Here is a 21,968-nt window from a genome sequence, read left to right as displayed (position 1 = left end):
CATGCAATCTTTATCGGCCCCACGTCCACCCGCCCTGACCGGAACCACCTGCAATCATGCACAGGTCATGTCATCCGCTGCCGGATGTGATCGGCAATACATGCGTATCGCGTCAGCGCCCCGGCTGGCTGGTGGCGTAATCGCTGATCCCCCACAGCCGGTCATGCACGGCGCGGTAATAGGCCTGTTCATCATAAAGCGGGACATCAAGATTCAGGTCGCGCGCAGTCAGCCGCCCGATGGCCGCCGTGGCCTGATAGGAGGACTGTACAAGGTTGCCCGCGCTACGCACCAGCGCGATCTGCGCCTGAAGCAGGGTTTCCTGCTGCTGCAGTACCGCAAGGGTGGTGGTGGTACCCACAATGGCCTGACGCTGCATGCCGTGCAGGGCCGCGGCGTCGGCGGCGACGGCTTCACGGTTGCTGTCGATCGCCTCGCGGTTGGCCTGCATGCGCTGCCAGCTGGCTGCTGCCAGCTGGATCGCGGCACGGCGGCGCACGTCCACCGTACGGGCGGCCTCGGCCGCCTGCTGGCGGGCCATACGCACGGCGGCATATTCGCCCCCACCCTGATACAGTGGCATGGAGGCGCTGACGAGCGCATATTTGTTATCGCTCAGCGAACGGCCCTCTTCCTGATTGATGGCGTGCGAGTAGGCTGCCTCGGCATTGATTGTAGGCATCAGGGCGGCAAAGGCCACGCCTACGGCGTCCTTTTTCGCAGCCTCGTCAAACAGTGCGCCGATGACTTCGGGATTATTCTGCACCGCCTGCGTCATGGCGTCCTGTTCCGTATGCAGCGGCAGCACCAGCGGCTGGGGCGGCGTCAGGTCATCAGGCGCGTCACTGCCGACCACCTGCCGGTAAGTCGCGCGGTCAGCCTGCAACGTGCCTTCGGCCAGTTGACGGACCGCGCGCGCATTGGCCAGCGCACCCTGCGCCTGCGCAACGTCGGTATGGGTGATTTCACCGCCATGCGCGCGTAATTCGGTCGCATGCAGCTGGGCGGCATAAACCTGTTCGTTATTGATGTCGATGCTCAGGATCTGTTCATCTTCCACCACGTTGATGTAGGCGCTGACCACATCGGAAAAGACCTGCTGCTCCGCCTCGATCAGGCGCGCGCGCTCCGCCATGACGGCATGCCGCGCCTTGTGCGTATTCGCCGTCGTCCTGCCACCACTGTAGATTGGCTGCGAAATGCTGACCCCGCCGGAATAACCAGGACTGTCGTAACGACGCATATACCCGCCGGCTTCCCCCGCAGCCGGGGCCATGCGCATCAGTCCCGAATAATAGGACATGTTGGCGCTGCCGGTAATGGTGGGACGCCACCCACCCAGTGCCTGCGGGACCTGTTCATCCGTCGCCCGCAGGGTGGCACGTTCCTGCCGCAGCACGGGATTGGTCAGGTAAGCCATGGCCAGCGCGGCCTTGAGGGTATGGGGAGTATCCTGCTCCCCTCCCGCCTGGGGCATCGGCACGCGCGCCAGCGCCGTGCCACAGCACAGGATTGCCGCACTACCCGCCCCGATTGCCCAGTTTCCCCTCATGACCGTCCCTGCCCGCCTGAAATGCCATGCGGGAACGCATTGCGGCCCGCATGACATCCTTACGGACAGGATATTGCGCAGGGGTTAACCCGGCTGCCCGATCATGCCCCCTTCTTCAGAAGACAAAGGCAGGGGCCGGTTCAAGCTCCGGCAGCAGGGGAACCGCGACATCAAACAGCGGCTGAACCGCGCTGCCCTGTGCCGTGCGCACGATGCGACTGACGGATATCACCCCGGAATCAGCGCAGACCGGCGCGATCACACGCCCGTCCTGCGCCAGTTGCGCCAGTACCGCCGGGGGTATTTCGCGTACCGCCCCGTCAATCATGACAAGGTCATACGGCCCGTCATCCGGTGCGCCATGAACCAGCGCGCCATCACGCCAGTGCACATCGGGAGCCCATGTGAAACACAGCGCGCGACCGATATCCGCCAGCCGCCGTTCCGATTCGAGGGCGACAACTTCCAGCGACTCCCCCATGGTGGACAGCAATGCCGCGAGGTATCCGGTACCCGCACCCACCACCAGCACGCGTTCACCCCTGACGGCCTGCGCCACCTGCAGCATGCGCCCCGTCACGCGCGGCTCGGTCAGGTAGCGCCCTTCCCCCAACGGCAGGTTCTGGTCAGCATAGGCAAAGGCGCGCAGCGCATCAGGCACCGCCAGTTCGCGCGGCAACGCGCGCATGGCCGCGATCACATGGGGATTGCTGACCTGTGCGGGACGGATCTGGGCATCGACCATGCGCTGGCGGGCCGCGACAAAATCAAGAGGCACATAATCGGGGTCTGTCTTGTCCATAACGTTTCCTTGAAACACAATGCCCTGACGGGAAAGATCTCGGCCGCCCGGCCGGACGGGCAACATTTTCCCGGCTTTTTTTCTATTTATGCGCCGCTTTTACACCGAAACAACGCCCTTCCTGCACACAACGGCTTGACCTGAGGCACATTTCGGCAGATATAGCGCCAGAGCCGCTGAGGTCTGGTGGCAGAATGGTGATGCAGCGGACTGCAAATCCGCGTACGTGGGTTCGATTCCCGCCCAGACCTCCACTCGCTTCCCCTGAAATGCAGGACGTTCCAGATCTTCGCCTGAAGGCTGTTTTAAAAACCTGCAAACGATAAAGAAGTTTTGGGTGAAGTGTCTTTCATAAAGCTTCAGAAAACGCTGCCTTTAAAAAGTAAGGAAGCACCTGCAAGCATTTATCCATCCATAGTCTACATTCAGACAATTTTTCAGGTGCATGTGTAAACCTTGTCCAAGGGTTTATACCGGCCATATCATATCCAGATATATTCTAATTGCGATCATACAGCCGCCTGCGCCCGCCGGACCTGAACCATGATGCGCGTACGGCCCGATTTTCCCGCCTGCACCCGTCCGCCGAGAAGCCTGACCCGGCATGCCTGACGTCATCTCCTGCATAATATCCTTCCGTACCATCACCGCCCGGTTTCTTCCCTCGGCAGGTCATGTCATGTTCAGGGCATGAAACCGACCCTGCTCATCAGCGGCTGCCTGTCCGGCCAGCCCGTCCGGTATGATGGCACCGCGCGAACACTGATGCAGGACAGTCTGGCGCGCTGGCAGGCAGAGGGGCGGGTCATAGCCTTCTGCCCCGAAACCGCCGCAGGCCTGCCGACACCCCGGCCACCCGCTGAAATCATCCGGAGTCAGGACGGTGCCGCCGTTCTGGACGGATCAGGCCGCGTATGTGAAGCAGACGGCCATGATGTCTCCGCCCCCTTTCTGACCGGGGCCTACATGATGCTGGATCTGGCACGGCGCCATGACTGCCGGTTCGCCCTGCTGATGGACGGCAGCCCTTCCTGCGGCAGCAGCTTCATTTATGATGGTCGGTTCACTGGCACGCGCCATGCGGGACAGGGCGTTACGGCGGCACTGCTGCGCCGCAACGGAATTGCGGTCTATGCCCCGTCCCTGTTTGCCCGCCTTGAAGCCATGATGGACTGAACAATCCGTTGTTCAGAATTGAATTTAATAGGTATGCCAAAGGGCATTGTGGCCTGCTCCATGATACAAATCCCTATTTTTCTACACTCGACAGCGTGGCGCGATATAGGCTGGGCCAGTTCCCTAATGGCGCACTTCCTCCACAGGTCTCCTGAACGTTCATGCTCGTCAGTATGAAATGTGCCTGCCTCCAATACCATTCAGCCCGGGTTCCACAATCATTCCGGACGCATCCCATAACCAGTGTTACCAAGGCGCCGGTCGCCGGATCAAAGTCCGGGTTTGTAAGAACGGGACCATAAAGACCCGTATCTTTGTGGTGCGGGCGGGGTACGGGTAACCGCACGGGTGTCGGCCTGCCTTCCCCGTCGCGTGGCGCCCCAAACAGGATCGCATTCCCCTGATATGGCCCCATCTGGCAGCCGATCACGACAAGGGCATTATCCTGATCCAGCCCATACACGCCATTTTCCTGGAATTCCTGTATCCCACCTGTGGGCGGATCACAGGACTGGCTGCTGATGAAATGTGCCAGCATCTTTCGCGTCCGGGTCATCAGGCGATCCTGTTCGCCCCGTTCAAGCACGATATGCGGGTGAAAGACGGAAATGTATGGCAATGTCGGCGGAACAGGAACCGCACTGGTCGGGCGGTTTCCCCTGCGTATCAATGCGGTCGGGCCACTCACACGACCCTGCCGTTCATCAATCCGTGACTGGGCCGTGACAAACCCCATCAGTGGTATAATAGTCCTTATCTATCATCGGCAAAGCCTCTGGCCTCGCAGGACAGCCGATTATCACAGGCGACAAACCAGTTACCATACCTGTCGTAAGATGGTTCCGCCGCCCGTGCCGTCCCAACGAGCAGCAACAGCATTACAAACAGCCAGTTTTTCATTCAGGTGCCTTGCGCATCATGTTCCTGCCCGGTTCGTGCAGATTCATGCAAGACACCGGCAACGACACAGGTATCTGACAATAACCGCCGGCATCGTTTTCAATCGCAGGGATTACGCGAACAGCGGTGAGTTCAGCCACAATCCGGTCATTCCATCATGAATGCGGGACCTTTACGCCATCAGTCCGACGGCAGACGGCCTTTTTATTATTGTTGCCCCACGTCCTGCTGCAATACCTTTCCCGGTGTTGGCGCAGCCTGCACCAATGCCACGATGCCGGGGGTAATATCAGGCAACAGGTCACCCGCGGGCTGGGCGTGGCCGCGGACCGCAAGCATGGAAGCCGATGCGGCAGACTGTCCCTGCGCCGTTGCGACGACGGCTTCGGCGCGTTCACGCCAACTGGTTGCGGGACGATCCATGGCATCCAGCCCCGCCTGCGCCAGTTGCGCCAGCAGGGCGGATGCGGGCAGCACTTCCGCAACAGAGGGATCACGTTGTGCCAGCCGCCGCAGGCGGATGTCATTTCCCCGCCAGTTTTCCAGCCGGGCATGCAGGCTGGCAGCCAGATCCTTCTGCCCCGCAAGATAAGACAGCACATCATGGTAAAATAGGGTGGCCTGCGCATTGTCCGTCGCCGCGATGTCAGCGGCACGATCCAGCGGGCGCGGATCTGCGGTGGGGGTAACACGGCTGGGGCCAAATACATGGTTATGGGCGTAATTGCGCACCGGACTGGTTACGGACAGCAGGGTCGCCAGTGGCGTCACATCATCGGGGACCAGTCGCGCCATCATACGCGCACGGTCAGCCGTGGCGCGATTGCCCAGCAGTTCCAGTTCCGCCTGAACAACCGGCAGGCGGGCAGCAAGGCTGGCCTCATCACGCACACTGGCTGGCGACCAGAACCGTTCTGCCAGTGCGGCGGCCCGTGGCCACAGCCGGTTATCGAGCATTTCCTCCGTCACGATTTCCGTCCACAGGGCGGTTTCCGCCCCCATGACACGGGCATCCTGCGCCGGCGTCATACGAGCTGCAGGATCCAGTGCGAAGGGTTCAAGAAAAGGTGCATGGGCCTGCGCCACCTGATCGGGCGGCAGGCCGTTGCCCTGTGGGTCCAGTGGGTCAACCCGGTAATGCGCCACCGCAGGCAACAGCAGGTCGAGGTAATATCCCGACGACACCACAACCGGATGCCCCGCCTGCGTGGCCGCCGCCGTATACCGTGACCCTCGCCATGACTCGATCATGATGCTGGCGGGTATCGGGGCGTCCAGCAGTTCGTCCCAACCCATCATGATCTTGCCATCACGTGTCAGCATGTCATGCACATGTTGCGTATACATGGCCTGCAGGGCGGCGGTGGTATAGCCATGCTGCTGCATCCAGGCGTTTATACGTGGGTTTCCCGTCCATTCATCGGGCCGGACTTCATCACCACCCACATGGAAATAGGCATCGGGAAACAGTCCAGCCATTTCATGGTACAGCCGGGCGATAAAATCACGGGCCTGCGGACTGGTCGGGTCAATCGCGGCCCGGACCACCCGTTTGGGATCCATGGGGGCAGCCACGGGCTGGGCCGCATATTGCGGATAGGCCAGCAGCAATGCGTAGCTATGCCCCGGCGTATCGAATTCCGGCACGATGCGGATACCGCGCTGCGCCGCATAGGCCACCAGTTCGCGTATCTGCCGCTGCGTATAATACTGCCCGTGAGACGCCACCTGCTGCAGGCGGGGATACAGCCTGCTTTCCACCCGGAACCCCTGCCCGTCTGACAGATGCAGGTGCAGCACATTCAGTTTTGTCAGCTCCATCATGTCCAGTTGGCGCTCAAGCGCGGCAAGGGACATGAAATGCCGGCTGACATCCACCAGCAGGCCCCGCCATGCAAAACGCGGGGCGTCATCAATCCCGACCGCATCCAGCACCGGCCCGCCATCCCGCCGTTCCACCAGTTGCAGCAGCGTTGCCAGACCACGCAGCACGCCCGCCGGTCCATCCGCTTCCAGCGTCGCCCCCTGTGTATCGGTCCGCAGGGTGTAGTGTTCATGCATGTGAATGGACAGCATATCCGCATCCCGCGCCAGGCAATGGATACGCAAGGTCAGCCCCGGTCGCCCCACCGGTGCGGCGTCACGCCCGGACAGGGCGGCAAGGCGTTGCGTGAAACGTTCCACCGCATGGTCCAGCAAGGCGGATCGCATCCCCTGCCATTCCACCACCACCCCTCCGGTCAGCGGCATTGCGCCGGACTGAAGATGGTAAGCCCGTGGCTGCGGCATCAGTGCAGACCCTGCCACCGCCGCAGGCATATGCGCACATAGTCCCGCCATGAACACAAGCGGCAGGCCAGAACGGAAACGGCGGATATCGGGCATGGCGGCACTATTCCCCGTAAAGAAGCACTTCAGTATAAAGCATTGGAAAAGAATAAAAATTCCAAGTGCGCCCTTAATTTTCTGAAGAAGGCTTCACCAAAAAATTTCCTTATAATCTGCACGACATTGCACAGGCGCCCCGGTATGCTGCCCCATTATCGTCTGTCCCCCAAGTCCGGGTTCGACCGCCCCGCACGCTCCATCCACAGAGCATATCCGCCGATGATGCCATAGGCGAGCAGCATGATACCCATAAAGGAAGGCTTCATACCGACAACCGGGATCAGGCCAGCGAAAAGCTGCGGCATGAACGCCCCTCCTGAAAACGCCATAACCAGCAGTGCCGTAGCAAGATACTGCCCGTTGCCCGCCACCTGCAGGACAAGGGGAAACAGGATCGGCATCATCATGGCGTTGGCCAGCCCCAGCAGTGCCACGCACAGGACCGACCCGACACCCGGCATCATGGTCGCGGCAAAACACAGTACCATCCCCAGAACAGTGGATGACAGCAGATAGCGGACTGCCCCGCACAGGGCGGGTACCATGACCGTCCCGGCCGCATAACCCGCCAGCATGGCCCCCAGTGTAAGTGAGGTCAGGAACCGCGCCTGCCCCAGCGAAATTCCCATCCCCCGCCCATAAACGCCAATGGCATCCCCCGCCATGACTTCCACACCCACATATATGAACACCACGGCAATCCCCACCCATGCCCGGACGGGCATACGCCCGGAACGTGGCATGGTGTCATCGGTATCAACCAGCCGGATATCAGGCAGGCCCGCATGGCGCAGCCCAAGGGCTACCAGCAGCAGAACAACCGCCAGGCAGCGATAGGGCATCACCACGGCATGGGCGAATGTAGCCAGTACAGCCTCGCGCTGTTCCCTGTCCCCTGCATTGGCCAGATGGGTCATGACGTCGCCAATATCGTACATGACCAGAACAGAAAATATAATTGGTGCGATAATTCCTGATACCTTGTTGGCGATCCCCATGGTCGCGATACGGCGTGCCGCCCCCTGTGGCGGCCCCAGCATGGTAACATATGGATTGACCGTGACCTGCAGCAGCGTCAGCCCCGCCCCCAGCACGGACAGTCCCGCCAGCGCACCGGGATACCAGCGCCCACCCACGCATTCGCCGAATACCGACGTGCCTGCCGCCATGATGACAAGGGCCAGCACAATCCCGTCGCGCAGTCCCATCCGCCGCGCCAGTCCCATCGCGGGAAAGGCGCAAACAAGATAGGACAGGTAAAAACACATCGGCACCAGAAACGCCCCCACCGGGCCAAGGCCGAAAGCCACCTGCACGAAGGTAATCAATGGCCCGTTCAGCCATGTGACAAAGCCGATGATGAAAAACAGCCCGGCCATGACAGCCAGTGGGCGCATGCCATGGGCGCTGTCCATTCCCGCCATACGATGCTGGGCCAAGTCGTTTCCCTTCTGCCGGGGTGCAGTCTGTGCCGCGCCCTGATTGTAATGGATACGCAACATGATACATGGAAATGACGGCCGCAAACCTGCATATTTCGTGCCTGGACGCGACCTGCTATGCCGGACGTGACCCACAACAGGACAGGCTTGGCTCCCACATGCGCCTGCATTCCCCATGGCACCCGCACCTGCCACCCGGTGATGCGTCCCCCGCCGAACGTCTGGCGGACGCGCTGGCGGATGACATCCTGAGGGAAAAGCTGGATGCGGGTGACCGCCTGCCCGCGCATCGTGACCTGGCGTGGCGACTGGGCATAGGGGTGGGCAGCGTTACGCGCGCCTATGCCATGCTGGAACGTCGCGGACTGGTGCGCAGCGTGCGCGGGCGCGGCATGTTCGTGGCCTCCCGCCCCGGCGGGTCGGGGCATATGATCGACCTGTCGGCCAACATGCCGCCGCCCATGTTCGGCAATCGCGCCCTGGCCCGCACGCTGGACCGCCTTGCCCATACGGTCGATCCGGCACTGTTCAATGTCTATCCCCCCATCGCCGGGCATATCGAACACCGCCGGATCATGAGCCACTGGCTGACGGAACTGGGGGTGGATATGCCCCCCGACCGCCTGCTGCTGACCAGCGGGGCGCAGCAGGCCCTTGGCGTGGCCGTAAGCGTATGCCGCAGGGTCCGCACCATCGTCATAACCGAAGAACTGGCTTATCCCGGCATGCTGTCCCTGCTGCGACAGGCGGGGCTGCTGCCCCATGGCCTGCCCATGGACCGGCATGGCCTGTTGCCCGGACCGCTTGAGCGCATGCTGCGCGCCCACGGGACAGGCCGATGCGTGCTGTATGTGACCCCCACCATGCATAATCCCACCACCGCCACCATGGATCAGACCCGCAGGCATGATATCGCGCGGATATGCCGGGCGCATGATGCCCTGATTATCGAGGACGATGTCTATGACTGCGCGCGCGACGACCTTCTGCCGCCGCTGGTGACGCTGACACCGGAGCGGACGTTTTACGTCAACAGCCTGTCCAAGACCCTCAGCCCCGGATTGCGTATCGGAACACTTGCGCCCCCTGCCCGTTTCATGGCCGCGGCACAGGACGCCCTGTTGAATTCATCGCTTATGATCGCGCCATTGTCCTATGCCATGATGGCGCAGTGGATGCTGGATGGCACTGCGGCCTCCGTCCGGCGCGCATTACGGGGCGAGGCAGGACGACGGCGCGAACTGGCCCTGCGCCTTCTCGGCCCGGTCCTGACAGCGCCGTCCTATGACGCCTTTCACGCATGGATGCCCATGTCGGTGGAACAGGCTGCGGCGTTTGTCTGTGCCGCCGCACGTCAAGATGTGCGGGTCACCCCGGCACAGCCCTTCATGGCGGATCCGGATACCTGCACAAAGGGCGGCATACGGCTGTGCCTTGGCCCGGCTGGCCTGCCCGACCTGACGGAAGCCCTGCACCGCCTGCGTCACGTACATGAGAGGATGCAACAATAGTGTCACGTGACACTTTCTTCGTAGAAGAAAAGTGTCACAGCATCCTATCATCCGCGGACCAGACAGTAAGCCAAGGACAGTCCATGACAGAGCAGCCCATTACGGTCATCGCCACCATACGCGTCCGTCCCGACCATGAAAAAGTGGCAATCGCTGCCATCCATGACTGTGTGAAGGCATCCCGGCTGGAAAAAACCAACATCTCCTACCAATGCCATCGTGATATATCGGATCGTGAGGTTCTTGTGTTCGTGGAACGCTGGACCAGCCCTGAAGCGCTGGCCGAACATGAAACCACGCCACATTTTCAGGCAATGGCGGAAGTGTTCAAAACCGCGCTGGCCGAACCGCTGCATGTGCGCATTACACGTGAAATCTGATACCGGACCGCTGCGGCAGCTGGGCCGCCTCGCCATCGCGCTGTTCCTGTCCTACATGGCGGTGGCGCTACCGCTGGCGGCCCTGCCGGTCGCCATCCTGCACTGGTCGGGTTACGGCAACGGGCTGGCAGGACTGGCGGTGGGCATTGCATTCTTTTCCACCATCCTCAGCCGTAATCATGCCGGCGCCTTTGCCGACATCAAGGGGGGACGACCGTGCATGCGCGCGGGGCTGGCGCTGTATGTGGCGGCCAGCCTGATCTGCGTGCTGGCGGGAGTGACCGGCCTGCCCCATGGCGCACGCTATGCCATCGTAATCGCGGGACGGCTGCTGCTGGGGATCGGGGAAAGCCTGACCATAGTGGGCATGCTGGGCTGGGGTATCGGCCTTATGGGCCAGCAGCGCGCGGGACGGGTACTGGCATGGACGGGGGCGGCCATGTATGGGGCCTTTGCCGTGGGGGGACCGATCGGGCTTGCGATATACAACTACTGGGGGCTGGGTGTCCTTATGCTGGTATCCGCCCTGCTGCCGCTGGTGGGGCTGGCGCTGGTGCACAGCGTACCACCTTCCCGGCCGCATGCGGGGGGAAGGCCCCCGTTCTGGCGTATTCTGGGCACCATCCGCTGGCAGGGTATCGCGGTGGCGTTGCAGGGGGTGGGGTTTGCAGCCCTTGGTGCCTTCCTGCCACTGCGTTTCCTGCATGCACACTGGCCTTATGCCGGGCTGGGACTGACCTGTTTCGGGGTGGCGTTCGTAGCTGGCCGCGTCATATGCGGGCACCTGCCCGACCGTATTGGCGGGCTGAAGGTGGCGCTGTTTTCCCTGTTGATCGAGGCAGCGGGACAGTACCTGCTATGGTATGCGCCCACGCCACTGCTGGCGTTGGCGGGCGCGGTGCTGACCGGGGCCGGATGTTCCATGGTCTATCCCTCCCTTGGGGTGGAGGTCGTGCGACTGGTCGCCCCGCACATGCGCGGCACGGCGCTGGGTGGATTTGCCGCGTTTCAGGATCTGGCCTATGGCGCGACCGGGCCACTGGCCGGGCTTCTGGCGGACCGTTACGGATATGGCGTCGTCTTTCTGGTGGGGGGGCTGTGCGCTACGGGCGGTGCAGCCATCATCCTTGGCCTGCTCAATGGCTGGCATGAGGAAAAACCAGCATGACGGCGCGTCCCGTCTATATCCTTGGCACCTGTGACACCAAACATGCGGAACTGGTCTATATCCGCCAATGCCTGCATGCACGTGGGGTTACGGGACTGATCGTGGATGTCAGCACGCGCGGTACGCCTGCGGATGCGGATGTCAGCGCACGCACGGTGGCGGCCTTCCACCCCGATGGCGAAAGCGCCGTATTCCGTGGCGAACGCGGGCGTTCCATCGGCGCAATGGCTGTTGCCCTGCGCCATTACCTGCTGGCGCGCACCGACATGACGGGCGTGATCGCCGTTGGCGGGTCCGGTGGCACGGCGCTGGTGGCGCCTGCGTTGCAGGCGCTGCGGCTGGGGCTGCCCAAGCTTGTGGTTTCCACCGTGGCGTCAGGCAATACCGCGCCCTATGTCGGGGGATCGGACATTGCCATGCTGTATTCCGTAACCGACATGGAAGGGCTGAACCGCCTGTCGCGCGTTATCCTGTGCAACGCCGCCAATGCCATGGCGGGTATGGTGCTGGCCCCATGCCATATTCCCCCAGATCCCCGTCCCGCCATTGGCCTGACCATGTTTGGCGTGACCACGCCATGTGTTGATCATATCGTCCATGACCTGTCGGGACAGTTTGACTGCCTGGTATTCCATGCCACCGGCACTGGCGGACAGGCGATGGAACGACTGGCGGATGACGGGGTCATGCGCGGTTTCATTGATGTGACACTGACCGAGTTCTGCGATCTGGTGGCAGGCGGCATTTTCCCGTGCGATACGGACCGCCTTGGTGCCGTCATCCGCACGCAATACCCGTATGTGGGCAGTTGCGGTGGGCTGGACATGGTCAATTTCGGCGCGCGCGCCAGTGTGCCCGAACGCTACCGTGACCGCGTGTTTGTCGAACACAATCCCCAGATCACCCTTATGCGCACCAGCCCGGCAGAGTGCCGCGCCATGGGTCATATGATCGGCCACCAGTTGAACCGGTGCGAAGGGGAGGTCCGCTTCCTTTACCCCGAGGGCGGTTTTTCCCTGCTGGACCAGCCGGGCGCGCCGTTTCACGATCCGGTGGCGGATGAAGCCTTTTACAACGCCCTGTCCGAAACACTGGACCAGACCCCGCGCCGAAAGCTGATCCGCCTGCCCCATGCGATCAACGACCCGGCCTTTGCCGATGCGCTTTCGCATGAATTTTCCCGTATTTTCATGAAGGACACAGATAATGCCCAGCATTCCCCGCAGTGAGATCCTTGCCAAATTCCGTACCATGATCGCCACGCGCAAGCCCATCGTGGGTGGTGGCGCTGGTACCGGCCTGTCTGCCAAATGCGAGGCGGCAGGCGGGATCGACCTGATCGTGATCTATAATTCCGGCCGTTACCGCATGGCGGGCCGGGGGTCGCTGGCGGGGCTGCTGGCCTACGGCAACGCCAACCAGATCGTCATGGAAATGGCACGTGAAGTCCTGCCCGTCGTGCCCAATACGCCGGTACTGGCGGGAGTGAATGGCACCGATCCGTTCGTGGATTTTGATGTCTTCCTTGACGACGTCAAGCGCGTCGGCTTCTCGGGCATCCAGAACTTTCCCACCGTGGGACTGATTGACGGCAATTTCCGCAAGAACCTTGAGGAAACCGGCATGAGCTACAGCATGGAGGTGGACGTCGTCGCCCGCGCCAACCACAAAGACCTGCTGACCACGCCCTATGTCTTTGACCCCGCCAATGCCGTGGATATGGCAAAAGCGGGCGCTGACGTGCTGGTGGCCCATATGGGGCTGACGACTGGCGGCGCGATCGGGGCGGAAACCGCCTTTACGCTGGATGACTGCATTGAACGCATCAATGCGATTACCGATGCCGCGCGCAGCGTGCGCCCTGACATCATCGCCCTGTGCCATGGCGGCCCGATTGCCATGCCGGCTGATGCGCAGAAAGTCCTGTCCGCCTGCCCGGACTGCCATGGCTTTTACGGTGCCTCCAGCATGGAACGCCTGCCGGTTGAACTCGCCCTGACCGAACAGACCCGCAACTTCAAGTCCCTGACCCGCTAAAAGGAATTTGAAATATTAAACGTTTTGGGTGCCGCTTTTTTTAAAGCTTGACCAGAAACTTCTGTTTATTGCCGTTCCGGTCCTGCCTGCCATGGCTGCTGTTCCAGCATGGGCGGCATGCCGGACGGGGCGCACAGGCTACGACCGAAAGCCTGCCTCAGCGCGCCTTTGCGCAGCGGTAGCACAAGGGTCGCAGGCATGATGCAGTAACCCGGATCAAACGCATTGCCTGACACCCAGCGCAGGGCTGTCCTGACCTGCCCGCCCGGGCGCAGCACGCTGTCTGGCATGGCTACGGCCTGCTGCCACCGGACCGGAATGGCGCGATGGTGCTCGTCCTCAAACAGCAGCGGGCCGAATGATGCCAGCGAACAGGCCCGTGGACCCGTGTTGCGTAATACAAGCCACATGCCACCATGCATCATGCCATCAAACACACCCTGTCCATCATCCAGCATCATGACCGTGTGACGGAATGTGCAGTCACGCACGGAACGGGCATGGCCGCATAACGGCAGGAGGAACAGACCAAGAGCCATGGCTGTCGCCAGCCACCGCATCATGACCCCCGGCGCTGCCGTGCCGCCGGATTTACGTCAAAATGCACGACATGGCCGGTAGCTGGGTCAAGATGACAGGCCCATGTAAACGCCACCCAGCGCATCGGACCTGTGGCTGGCATGTACTGGCCGCGCCCTTCTATCAGGGCCGGACTGAGCACGACCTGACTACCGGGACGATCGTCCTGCAGGAAGAAGCGATGTGGCAGCGCCACCCCTGCGCACCAGCACCGAGCGCGCAACGTCCTGACACAGGAAGGTGGTCATCTGCCACGCCATGTCCTGTCCCATGATACCGGGACGCTCCCGCGCGGGCAGTGCGGTGATGCGCTGTGTGATGATCCGCTGTGCCACGGGCGAAGGGGACACATTTTCCGTCGCCCGCGCGTCGGCAAACGGTCCCACGCAGACAGCCGCCAGGCACAGCCCGCTTGTGGCCATGGCGCGCCCCACGCGGCCAGATGGCGTGGAGACATGAAAAATGGCGGGATCCATGGTCATGATGATGTTTTTCCGTCCATCGATGGTCCGGGTATATCAGGCTGATATCCCGCGCGGACCTGCCGTAGTGTCACGCCCGCCATTGAACGTGCTGTGTACCGCTTGGGCACTGCGATGCGTTGCGCCAGATAGATCCCTGAATGCCCCGAACAGACATAAGCCACGAAACAGCCCGTAGCGAAATAGACGATATCCGCCGCGCCAAACAGTTCAACCCCCATAAGCGTACAGGCCAGTGGCGTATTGGCCGCACCGGCGAACACGGCCACGAACCCCACTGCCGCCAGCAGGTCCACCGGCGCATGCAGGATACCGGACAGTGTATTGCCCAATCCGGCCCCGATAAAAAACAGGGGCGTAACCTCCCCGCCCTTGAAGCCCGCTGCCAGTACCGCAACGGTAAAGACCAGCTTCCACGCCCATGCCAGTGGATAGTGCCCCGGGCCGAAGAAATCGAGGATCGACGCGCCCCCATCCTCCGGGGCGATAATTCCCAGCCCCAGATAATCCCGTGACCCGCATATCCATACCAGCGCAATGGTCAGCACCCCGCCAATGCCGGGCCGTAGCCACGGCATTGGGCAGGCACGCCGCAACAGGGCGGCAACCCGGTGTACGGATTCAGCAAACAACAGGCTGGCCAGGCCAAACGCCACACCCGCCACCATCACCTTGGCCAGCAGGATGATGTCCGCATGGAAAAATCGCCCATCCCGCCCGGCATAACCATGGAAGCCAAGGGTATAGGGCACGTGTTCGATCCCCCATGCATGACAGACCCAGTCGGCCACCGTGGCGGCAAGGATAACGGGAACCAGCGCGCCATATTCAATGCGCCCCACCCGCAGCACTTCCATACCGAACACGGCCCCCGCCACCGGCGTGCCGAATACGGCGGCAAAACCTGCGGCAATGCCGGACATGAGCAGGATGCGGATTTCATGCACGTCACGCAGGCGGCACAGGCGCCCGATCGCACTGGCGATGCTGCCGCCCATCTGCACCGCCGTGCCCTCGCGCCCGACCGATGCGCCAAACAGGTGGCTGACAACCGTCCCCACCAGCACCAGTGGCGCCATGCGCAGGGGCACGCCGCCGCCGGGTTCGTGAATCTGGTCCACGATCAGGTTATTGCCCCCCTCCGCCGTGCGACCGAACCAGTGATAGAGCAGACCGATCGCAATCCCGGCCGCCGGCAGGCCATACAGCAGCCATGGGTGGGACACCCGTGTCCCTGCCGCCTGATCCAGCAACCACAGGAACACGGCGCACGCACTGCCGACACACGCTGACAGCCCGACAAGAAGACACGCCCATTTCAGCAACATGACCGCCACACGGCAGCCATCGCGCATTATTACGTCAATATTCATTGATATTCGCCAGACCCGGCAATTTTTTCATGGAATAGCAGGCAGTTCCGGCCTGCACGCGGACATGATGTCTATGACCCTACACGGATTCCTCCCCTTGTTGCCGTAATGGCATTGGGTAGGAATCATCAGCTCCCACTGGCAGGGAGCGGTTCGACCAACATGGTCCGGCAGAGTCCATTGCCGTCCATCCTTAAAAGCCCGGATCGCGACTATGGTCAAGCATGATCACATGACCGCAACACTGTTCCTGCCCGGGCTACGGTCATGCATCATTCCTGACAGACAGCACGCATCATGGATGCGTGCCGCATACCATCAGGATCCCGAACGTGTGCGGGACAGTTTCAAACGCTACCAGGGAAATTTTTTAATGAAGCTTTTTTCCAAAAAGACATCAGGGGGGAACCCCTTTTTCAAAAAGAGGGTGCAAAAGAAACCTTGTTATTTTTTATCAATACGTTGTTTTGAAGAAATCCCTGACAGATCAGTATCCCCGACCGGGGTCGCATAGCAGCGCGGGACGCTCGTTGCGTTCCATCTGGCCGATGACATCCACGACATAACGCACCTGTGCCTCCCGCGAGGCTTCGGATGCCACATGCGGCGTGACCGTGATCCGTTCATGGCTCCATAACGGGTCCCCTGCCGGCAGCGGTTCGGGCACGGTCACATCCAGCACGGCCCCGCCCAGCACGCCTTCATCCAGCGCGCGGATAAGGTCCGCCTGCACCACATGATTGCCCCGGCCCACATTGATCAGCCCCGCCCCGCGCGGCAGTTGCGCAAGCAGGTCATAATTGATCATGCCGCGCGTCTGGGTCGTGCTGGGCAGCAGGTTGACCAGAATATCCACGTCACGCAGGAATCCGGGCAGTGCTTCATCACCAGCGAATACGCGGATCCCCGGCACATCCCGGGGCGAACGTCGCCAGCCCGACACCATGAAACCGACATGGTGCAGGTGACGCGCCACATACGCACCCAGGTGCCCCATGCCCATGATGCCTACCCGCGTCTCGGTGCTGGTGCGCGACACGCGGTTATTGCGCCATACTTCCACCGCCTGCTGCAGCGCCCATGTCCGGGCATCGCGCAGCAACCCCAGCGCCGCCCATAATACATAATCAGCCATCAGGCCCGCCGTCTGGTCCCCGCCCATGCGGACCAGCGGGACATGGACGGGAAAGGCAGGGTCATCCAGCAGGTGGTTGACACCTGCCCCGGTGCAGATAATCGCACGCAATCCCTTCATGCGGGCCAGATCAGTGGAGGACGGTGTCCAGACCAGCGCGTAATCATCCGCCTGCGGCTCCAGACCGGGGTCATACCATGAACAGGTTTCCAGATCCGGGGCGACATGATGGAAGACGGCGCGCCATCCTGCCACGGCACCGGGTCCATCCGCGCTGATAATAAGCCGTGCCATCCACTCTCTCTCCCTTAATGGCCTGCCGTTCCTGCGCCATGGCCTACTTTCCTGACGGCGGCAGGCATGATTGCCGTGACCTGGTTTTACGAATACGCGCTGTTTCCCGTCGCATCCATTTTCAGCCAACATGCACAATGGACAGAACGGACAATTTTTACAATACTGACTGTATAATTCATTCAGGAATTGACAAAATTATTAAATAAAACAAACAAAATATAAGTAAATACTACAAAACCACACTCAATACAATACACAAAACCAGTTCATTTCATACACGGCATGAGTATGCCGACGCATGCCAATGGAAACGTTACGATAGTGGGTAGGCACTCCCCTGCAAAATATCAATAATACGTAGTTTACTTTAAATTCATGCAAACCATCCCTATCCGTCCCGGCCCTCTCGATAGGCACCAGGGGTCACGCCGGTCCATGAACGGAAGGCACGGTGAAAGCCGGACACTTCTGTATAGCCAAGCGAAAAGCCGATTTCCTTGATGGAACGGTCACTGTCGCGCAGCATGGCCTGCGCCAGACGGGCCATATGTTCGTTGACAAGATCCTGGAAGCGCACCCCCTCCAGCGCCAGCATGCGGCGCAGGGTCCGCGCGCCCATGCCCAGATCGGCGGCGACGACCTCCAGCGTGGGACGTGCGGCATTTGGCGGCGCGCGGAACTGGGCGCTTATGCTCTGTCGGACGCGTTCGACAATGCTCAGGCTCTGGTTGATCCGCGCCAACATGTTTTCACAGTAATCCGCCATCATGTTGGCTGCGATATCATTCGCCATTTCGGGCATGCTGCCCAGATGGCTGCGGCAGATGCGGATTGCATTTTCCGCGCATGAAAAACGCACCGGACAGGAAAAATACCGCATGTACAGCGCTGCATGATCCGGTCGAGGCACCACCAGACGGATTTCCGCCAGGTCCAGCCCACTGGTTTCCAGCCACGCGCTCCAGTTACCCAGCCATTCTTCCACCAGATACAGCAGGGTACGCGCGGGCAGTTCGGGCAGGACACGCGCGCCGATCACGGCATGGCGGGCATCTTCGACCAGATTCTGCCGGATGCGGATGCCATAGCCCAGCAGGGCCTGATAACGGATGAAGCGGCTTATGGCTTCCCGCCATGTCGGCGCGCTGATGCAGGCATAGCCCACCACCCCGAAATCGGCTGCGTTGATATGCCGCCCGGCCAGAAAACCCAGCCCCGGTACCGTGACTTCCGTCAGGATACAGTCCAGCAGGCGCACATAATCCCCGTACAGGATATGCGATCCCCCCAGCCGCAGGCCGGAGCGGTCAAGCCCGAAACGGGTCAGGATATGGGCAACGGATACACCACGCGATTCCAGCACCTGCAACAGCTTGTTCAGGTGCATGCCCGGTATCTGCAACGCGAACTGCCCCAGTTCCGGACTGCCCGCGGGGGGGGCATCCATCTGGGAGGAGGCCGTATCAGGACCGGCTGGCGTCATCTGCATCCCCTGCCGCCCCGTTGCTGGCCGACTGCCGACACAAACAGAACCCGCACCAGCCCCTGCACATAACCACAGCTGCGTCCCATTCCCTTATCCGTGTTACTCCTGTCCCTGCGCTTCATGGGGCATGAATAACACCAACCCGCCCCTCCTGCCTATCTCCGCGTGTCGGGCATTGCGTGACAGCACGACATTTCCGGACATGAAAGTGGCGTCACGCGCCATGGGCATGAAAAAGGGGCGGAAAAAGCCCGCCCCATCCATATGAACCGACACGGAGCAACCGCCCTAGTCATTCCCGCCAAAGGCCGGACGGGTAGCTTCGAACAGGAACCATGTCCGGCGTTCGGTCTCATCAATCCATGTTTCCAGCAGGCTGGCGGTGGCAACGTCATGACCCTCGTCACACACACCATGGACCGCACGCAGGCGTGCCGTCAGGGCCAGGTTATCTTCCCGCAGTTCAGCCAGCATGTCCTCCGGCGTGACATATTCCGCATCATTGTCCGCAACCTTTGTCAGCCGCCCGATTTCCCCTACCGAATGCAGTGTCGTGCCCCCGATCTTGCGCGCCCGTTCGGCCAGCGGATCGGTCATGGCGAATATCTGTTCCCCCTGTTCATCCAGCAGCAGGTGATAATCACGGAAATGGCGGCCACTCATGTGCCAGTGAAAATTCTTGGTCTTGATATACAGCGCGAAAACATCCGCCAGCACCGCCTTCAGGCCTGTAGCGATTTCATGCACTGCTGCCTGCTTAAGGCCCGTTGGCGTACCAAGATAGGTCCGGACATGGGCCGCGCCTGCCTGTGCCATCCTGTCTGTCATCATCATTTCCCCTGTTCTGGTGCAGCACCCGCCATGGCCGGGCGCAAACGTGGTGGCTGCCCCCCTTAACGCCGGGCGATGGGCGCGGTTCGTGGTGGACGGGCATGCATGGGTGGTATCGTTTTCACCCCGTGATTTTGTATTGCAATTGATATTCGTTTGCAATAAGACCAAGGCACTCACGGCACGATCAGGCAGTTTTCCCAACCGTCGATTTCCCAGCACACCGCCGTGAAAACTCCTGCGGCATCGCACGAATGCGATGCCGCACTCCTTTTTTTCATGCAGGGACCATGTCAATCATGAGTGAAACCACAGGATGCACGGCCGACTGGCACCTTGAACATTCCTCACCGGGCCTGTTTCTTCACTATCTTGATCCCCGGCGCCCTTTCGCCCGGCAGATCAACATGCTGACGGCCCGGTTCCGTGACATACAGGCCCTGTGCAACGATGGCGCCGTCTCCCCCGCCCTGACCCGGCTGCGCAATGCGCTGGCGTTCCACATGGTCAGGATGTCACGGTGGTGGCGGTTTGATTTCTGCCCCCGTGGCGTGACCGGCGTGCGCAATCCGCTTTTCCTGACCTATGTAAAGGCGCATGCTGAACGCTCGGCTGACGATGATGCCCTGTTCGACCTGTTTACCCTGCAACGCCACATGCATGCGGGTGACGGGGGGCATATCCTTGTCGTGGGGCAGGATCCGTTAACGGACCCATCCGTCTCCATCCTGTATGGTGTGGACGGGCAACGTAATTTCCGCTTCGCCACCGGTTCACGTGGTGTCGAACCGCTATGGAACGGACAGGCCTATCCCGATTTTGCGTCCGCATGGCTTGCCGCGCGTGCGGTACATGCCCTGATCCGGGATGACAGCACGGACATACATGAATATGAAACTGCCCACCGCGAACATATATGGGCACGGTCATGGCACCACCGGCATTTCCACCGTAGTGGCAAGCTTCCGGTCATCCGTCTGTATGCGCAGGCCAATGCACAATTAATGAACTGCCAGTCGGCCTTTGGCCGCGCGGAAATGAAAACGGTGGTGGAGCGTATCGCCTTTGACATTGCCCGCACCGCGTTCCAGCGGCACATGACGGTTGCGGACCTGATTGAAGAAAGTGACGCGCTTTCCATCAGCCTCCGCTCGGCCAATACCATAAAGCAGCGCGCACGCGCCTATGTGGCGACCTGCATCGACCCGATTGCCCGGCCCGAAATGGATACGCTGCTGGACCGGGTCGTGTCCTATGTCCCGCGTCGCTGTCCGTAAACAGGCAGCCGCGTCCCGGCATTGACCACGGGGCGCGGATACCTGCTTCGTTCAAATGAATACGGACTGCATTACTGTGCGGTATAGCCACCATCAATGACCAGTTCGCTGCCGGTCATGAATTTTGATTCATCGGATGCCAGGAATACGATGCCATAGGCAATATCATCCGGCTCCCCCAGATGACCCAGCGGATGCAGGTCAATCAGCTTCTGCCGGGCTGCGGCCTGGTCCGGGGTTTCCTGGGTAAAGCCCTGCACCATCGGGGTCCAGATGTAGCCGGGATGGATGGAATTGACCCGGATCCTGTAACCCTGTTTCGCACAATGCAGTGCGGCTGATTTGGTGAACAGCCTGACACCGCCCTTGCTGGCGTTATAGGCGGCAAGCGTGGGGTCACCAACCAGCCCCTCGATGGAGGACAGGTTTATGATCGATCCCCCACCATGTGGCTTCATGGCTTCCACGGCGTAACGCGTGCCCAGAAATACCCCGTCCAGATTGACCGACTGCACACGCCGCCAGTCAGCAAGACTGGTTGTCTCGACAGAACCGGCATAGAGGATGCCAGCATTATTGACTGCTATATCCAGCCGCCCGAACTTCGCGGCAATGGCGGCCATCGCCTGCTTCCAGTCATCTTCAGCCGTAACGTTAAGCGGGACGAACAGCGCCTCACCCCCTGCTTGCGTAATTTCGGAGACGACGGCCCGACCTTCATCCGCCTTCAGGTCGGCCACAACCACTTTCGCCCCTTCACGCGCCAGCAGCAGGGCTGTCGCCCTGCCGATCCCGCATGATGCGCCGGTAACAAGCGCCACCTTTCCCGATACGCGTCCCATGTTTTTATACTCCTGAATAAGTAACCTTCTTTAAAATATAAGGAAATTCTCATTCAGGGCATTGACGCCACACAGAACATTCATAATTTTATGACACGTTTTCGTGATTCTTCTGCCCTGACCTCAGGTCAGGAAACAGCCTGCAGTCATAAAGACGTTTTTGTTGAAGCTTTTTTTCAGGGCCTGTTGGGAATTATCTTGAATTGATGATTGCGCCAACGAGATAGATCATGGTTTCGAATGATCTGTCTGTTTTTTCGCTGCGCATGGCGATGCGCTTGAACTCCTTGAGCTTGCAGAAGAAGTTCTC

General features: G+C 60.8%; 19 protein-coding genes, 1 tRNA gene and 1 riboswitch. Of the genes, 8 read left to right on the top strand and 12 right to left on the bottom strand.

The window, feature by feature from the left end; translation table 11 throughout:
• Window positions 1–112: 112 nt before the first annotated feature.
• Window positions 113–1,552, bottom strand: a complete 1,440-nt coding sequence (locus tag MSKU9_RS00105) for a TolC family outer membrane protein (protein WP_141259335.1) — start codon at window positions 1,550–1,552, stop codon at window positions 113–115.
• Between the two features lie 115 nt (window positions 1,553–1,667).
• Complete coding sequence (locus MSKU9_RS00100; protein ID WP_141259334.1) at window positions 1,668–2,354, bottom strand: protein-L-isoaspartate O-methyltransferase family protein; 687 nt, start codon at window positions 2,352–2,354, stop codon at window positions 1,668–1,670.
• A 180-nt stretch (window positions 2,355–2,534) separates the two neighbouring features.
• Here MSKU9_RS00100 and MSKU9_RS00095 point away from each other — a divergent pair.
• Window positions 2,535–2,608: transfer RNA gene (locus tag MSKU9_RS00095), tRNA-Cys, on the top strand.
• 436 nt (window positions 2,609–3,044) lie between these two features.
• On the top strand, window positions 3,045–3,530 hold the full coding sequence (locus MSKU9_RS00090) for a DUF523 domain-containing protein (protein WP_141259333.1): 486 nt from the start codon (window positions 3,045–3,047) through the stop codon (window positions 3,528–3,530).
• A gap of 73 nt (window positions 3,531–3,603) precedes the next feature.
• Here the strand turns inward: MSKU9_RS00090 and MSKU9_RS18870 are convergent, their stop codons facing one another.
• The 3 genes from MSKU9_RS18870 to MSKU9_RS00075 all read right to left on the bottom strand — a co-directional run bounded on the left by MSKU9_RS18870 (window position 3,604) and on the right by MSKU9_RS00075 (window position 8,257).
• Window positions 3,604–4,266 (bottom strand): DUF1176 domain-containing protein, encoded by a 663-nt coding sequence (locus tag MSKU9_RS18870; protein WP_141259332.1) that lies wholly within the window; start codon window positions 4,264–4,266, stop codon window positions 3,604–3,606.
• Between the two features lie 371 nt (window positions 4,267–4,637).
• Entirely contained in the window at window positions 4,638–6,815 is a 2,178-nt protein-coding gene (locus MSKU9_RS00080) for a beta-N-acetylhexosaminidase (protein WP_141259331.1), read from the bottom strand.
• Between the two features lie 155 nt (window positions 6,816–6,970).
• A complete protein-coding gene (locus tag MSKU9_RS00075; protein ID WP_227002281.1) occupies window positions 6,971–8,257 on the bottom strand; it encodes an MFS transporter in 1,287 nt (428 codons plus the stop codon).
• Between the two features lie 74 nt (window positions 8,258–8,331).
• Here MSKU9_RS00075 and MSKU9_RS00070 point away from each other — a divergent pair, with 74 nt between their 5' ends.
• The 5 genes from MSKU9_RS00070 (at window position 8,332) to MSKU9_RS00050 (ending at window position 13,356) form a co-directional block, all read left to right on the top strand.
• Window positions 8,332–9,771, top strand: coding sequence for an aminotransferase-like domain-containing protein (locus tag MSKU9_RS00070; protein WP_227002280.1), 1,440 nt, complete (start codon window positions 8,332–8,334; stop codon window positions 9,769–9,771).
• 83 nt (window positions 9,772–9,854) lie between these two features.
• Window positions 9,855–10,151, top strand: coding sequence for a putative quinol monooxygenase (locus MSKU9_RS00065; RefSeq protein WP_141259330.1), 297 nt, complete (start codon window positions 9,855–9,857; stop codon window positions 10,149–10,151).
• Entirely contained in the window at window positions 10,126–11,319 is a 1,194-nt protein-coding gene (locus MSKU9_RS00060; protein WP_141259329.1) for an arabinose transporter, read from the top strand. Before MSKU9_RS00065 ends, MSKU9_RS00060 begins: the two co-directional genes overlap by 26 nt.
• A complete protein-coding gene (locus tag MSKU9_RS00055; protein ID WP_141259328.1) occupies window positions 11,316–12,548 on the top strand; it encodes a Tm-1-like ATP-binding domain-containing protein in 1,233 nt (410 codons plus the stop codon). The genes MSKU9_RS00060 and MSKU9_RS00055 overlap by 4 nt, the downstream gene beginning before the upstream one ends.
• Window positions 12,526–13,356 (top strand): phosphoenolpyruvate hydrolase family protein, encoded by an 831-nt coding sequence (locus MSKU9_RS00050; protein WP_141259327.1) that lies wholly within the window; start codon window positions 12,526–12,528, stop codon window positions 13,354–13,356. Before MSKU9_RS00055 ends, MSKU9_RS00050 begins: the two co-directional genes overlap by 23 nt.
• Window positions 13,357–13,421: 65 nt before the next feature.
• On the opposite strand, the gene MSKU9_RS00045 is transcribed toward MSKU9_RS00050, so the two are convergent.
• The 6 genes from MSKU9_RS00045 to MSKU9_RS00020 all read right to left on the bottom strand — a co-directional run bounded on the left by MSKU9_RS00045 (window position 13,422) and on the right by MSKU9_RS00020 (window position 19,539).
• A complete protein-coding gene (locus MSKU9_RS00045) occupies window positions 13,422–13,919 on the bottom strand; it encodes a DUF4232 domain-containing protein (protein WP_141259326.1) in 498 nt (165 codons plus the stop codon).
• 165 nt (window positions 13,920–14,084) lie between these two features.
• Window positions 14,085–14,417 (bottom strand): hypothetical protein, encoded by a 333-nt coding sequence (locus tag MSKU9_RS00040; protein ID WP_227002279.1) that lies wholly within the window; start codon window positions 14,415–14,417, stop codon window positions 14,085–14,087.
• Window positions 14,414–15,790, bottom strand: coding sequence for a voltage-gated chloride channel family protein (locus tag MSKU9_RS00035; protein WP_141259325.1), 1,377 nt, complete (start codon window positions 15,788–15,790; stop codon window positions 14,414–14,416). The genes MSKU9_RS00040 and MSKU9_RS00035 overlap by 4 nt, the downstream gene beginning before the upstream one ends.
• Before the next feature lie 112 nt (window positions 15,791–15,902).
• Window positions 15,903–15,984: riboswitch (Fluoride riboswitch) on the bottom strand.
• Window positions 15,985–16,277: 293 nt separating this feature from the next.
• The gene (locus MSKU9_RS00030) at window positions 16,278–17,219 is read right to left on the bottom strand and encodes a 2-hydroxyacid dehydrogenase (RefSeq protein WP_141259324.1); all 942 of its coding nucleotides are present in this window, start codon (window positions 17,217–17,219) and stop codon (window positions 16,278–16,280) included.
• Window positions 17,220–17,610: 391 nt separating this feature from the next.
• A complete protein-coding gene (locus MSKU9_RS00025) occupies window positions 17,611–18,705 on the bottom strand; it encodes an AraC family transcriptional regulator (RefSeq protein WP_227002278.1) in 1,095 nt (364 codons plus the stop codon).
• Window positions 18,706–18,996: 291 nt separating this feature from the next.
• On the bottom strand, window positions 18,997–19,539 hold the full coding sequence (locus tag MSKU9_RS00020) for a Dps family protein (protein WP_193557594.1): 543 nt from the start codon (window positions 19,537–19,539) through the stop codon (window positions 18,997–18,999).
• A 299-nt stretch (window positions 19,540–19,838) separates the two neighbouring features.
• Between MSKU9_RS00020 and MSKU9_RS00015 the strand changes: the two genes are divergently transcribed.
• On the top strand, window positions 19,839–20,816 hold the full coding sequence (locus MSKU9_RS00015) for a hypothetical protein (protein WP_141259321.1): 978 nt from the start codon (window positions 19,839–19,841) through the stop codon (window positions 20,814–20,816).
• 71 nt (window positions 20,817–20,887) lie between these two features.
• Here MSKU9_RS00015 and MSKU9_RS00010 read toward each other — a convergent pair whose 3' ends face one another.
• Window positions 20,888–21,658: an SDR family oxidoreductase gene (locus MSKU9_RS00010; protein WP_141259320.1), complete on the bottom strand. Its 771-nt coding sequence runs from the start codon at window positions 21,656–21,658 to the stop codon at window positions 20,888–20,890.
• Window positions 21,659–21,968 lie beyond the last annotated feature (310 nt).

The sequence above is a fragment of the Komagataeibacter diospyri genome (assembly GCF_006538165.1).
Classification (GTDB): Bacteria; Pseudomonadota; Alphaproteobacteria; order Acetobacterales; family Acetobacteraceae; genus Komagataeibacter; species Komagataeibacter diospyri.
Note: the sequence above shows the minus strand (reverse complement) of the source record. Positions and strands in the feature narration are given on the sequence as shown.

Excerpts from the sequence above, each read along its gene's own strand:
- MSKU9_RS00020 (WP_193557594.1), bottom strand. The coding sequence starts at position 19,539 with ATGATGACAGACAGGATGGCACAGGCAGGCGCGGCCCATGTCCGGACC.
- MSKU9_RS00045 (WP_141259326.1), bottom strand. The coding sequence starts at position 13,919 with ATGATGCGGTGGCTGGCGACAGCCATGGCTCTTGGTCTGTTCCTCCTG.
- MSKU9_RS00105 (WP_141259335.1), bottom strand. The coding sequence starts at position 1,552 with ATGAGGGGAAACTGGGCAATCGGGGCGGGTAGTGCGGCAATCCTGTGC.
- MSKU9_RS00080 (WP_141259331.1), bottom strand. The coding sequence starts at position 6,815 with ATGCCCGATATCCGCCGTTTCCGTTCTGGCCTGCCGCTTGTGTTCATG.
- MSKU9_RS00100 (WP_141259334.1), bottom strand. The coding sequence starts at position 2,354 with ATGGACAAGACAGACCCCGATTATGTGCCTCTTGATTTTGTCGCGGCC.
- MSKU9_RS00060 (WP_141259329.1), top strand. The coding sequence starts at position 10,126 with ATGTGCGCATTACACGTGAAATCTGATACCGGACCGCTGCGGCAGCTG.
- MSKU9_RS00055 (WP_141259328.1), top strand. The coding sequence starts at position 11,316 with ATGACGGCGCGTCCCGTCTATATCCTTGGCACCTGTGACACCAAACAT.
- MSKU9_RS18870 (WP_141259332.1), bottom strand. The coding sequence starts at position 4,266 with ATGGGGTTTGTCACGGCCCAGTCACGGATTGATGAACGGCAGGGTCGT.
- MSKU9_RS00010 (WP_141259320.1), bottom strand. The coding sequence starts at position 21,658 with ATGGGACGCGTATCGGGAAAGGTGGCGCTTGTTACCGGCGCATCATGC.
- MSKU9_RS00015 (WP_141259321.1), top strand. The coding sequence starts at position 19,839 with ATGAGTGAAACCACAGGATGCACGGCCGACTGGCACCTTGAACATTCC.
- MSKU9_RS00035 (WP_141259325.1), bottom strand. The coding sequence starts at position 15,790 with ATGAATATTGACGTAATAATGCGCGATGGCTGCCGTGTGGCGGTCATG.
- MSKU9_RS00070 (WP_227002280.1), top strand. The coding sequence starts at position 8,332 with ATGACGGCCGCAAACCTGCATATTTCGTGCCTGGACGCGACCTGCTAT.
- MSKU9_RS00030 (WP_141259324.1), bottom strand. The coding sequence starts at position 17,219 with ATGGCACGGCTTATTATCAGCGCGGATGGACCCGGTGCCGTGGCAGGA.
- MSKU9_RS00040 (WP_227002279.1), bottom strand. The coding sequence starts at position 14,417 with ATGACCATGGATCCCGCCATTTTTCATGTCTCCACGCCATCTGGCCGC.
- MSKU9_RS00050 (WP_141259327.1), top strand. The coding sequence starts at position 12,526 with ATGCCCAGCATTCCCCGCAGTGAGATCCTTGCCAAATTCCGTACCATG.
- MSKU9_RS00090 (WP_141259333.1), top strand. The coding sequence starts at position 3,045 with ATGAAACCGACCCTGCTCATCAGCGGCTGCCTGTCCGGCCAGCCCGTC.
- MSKU9_RS00065 (WP_141259330.1), top strand. The coding sequence starts at position 9,855 with ATGACAGAGCAGCCCATTACGGTCATCGCCACCATACGCGTCCGTCCC.
- MSKU9_RS00025 (WP_227002278.1), bottom strand. The coding sequence starts at position 18,705 with ATGACGCCAGCCGGTCCTGATACGGCCTCCTCCCAGATGGATGCCCCC.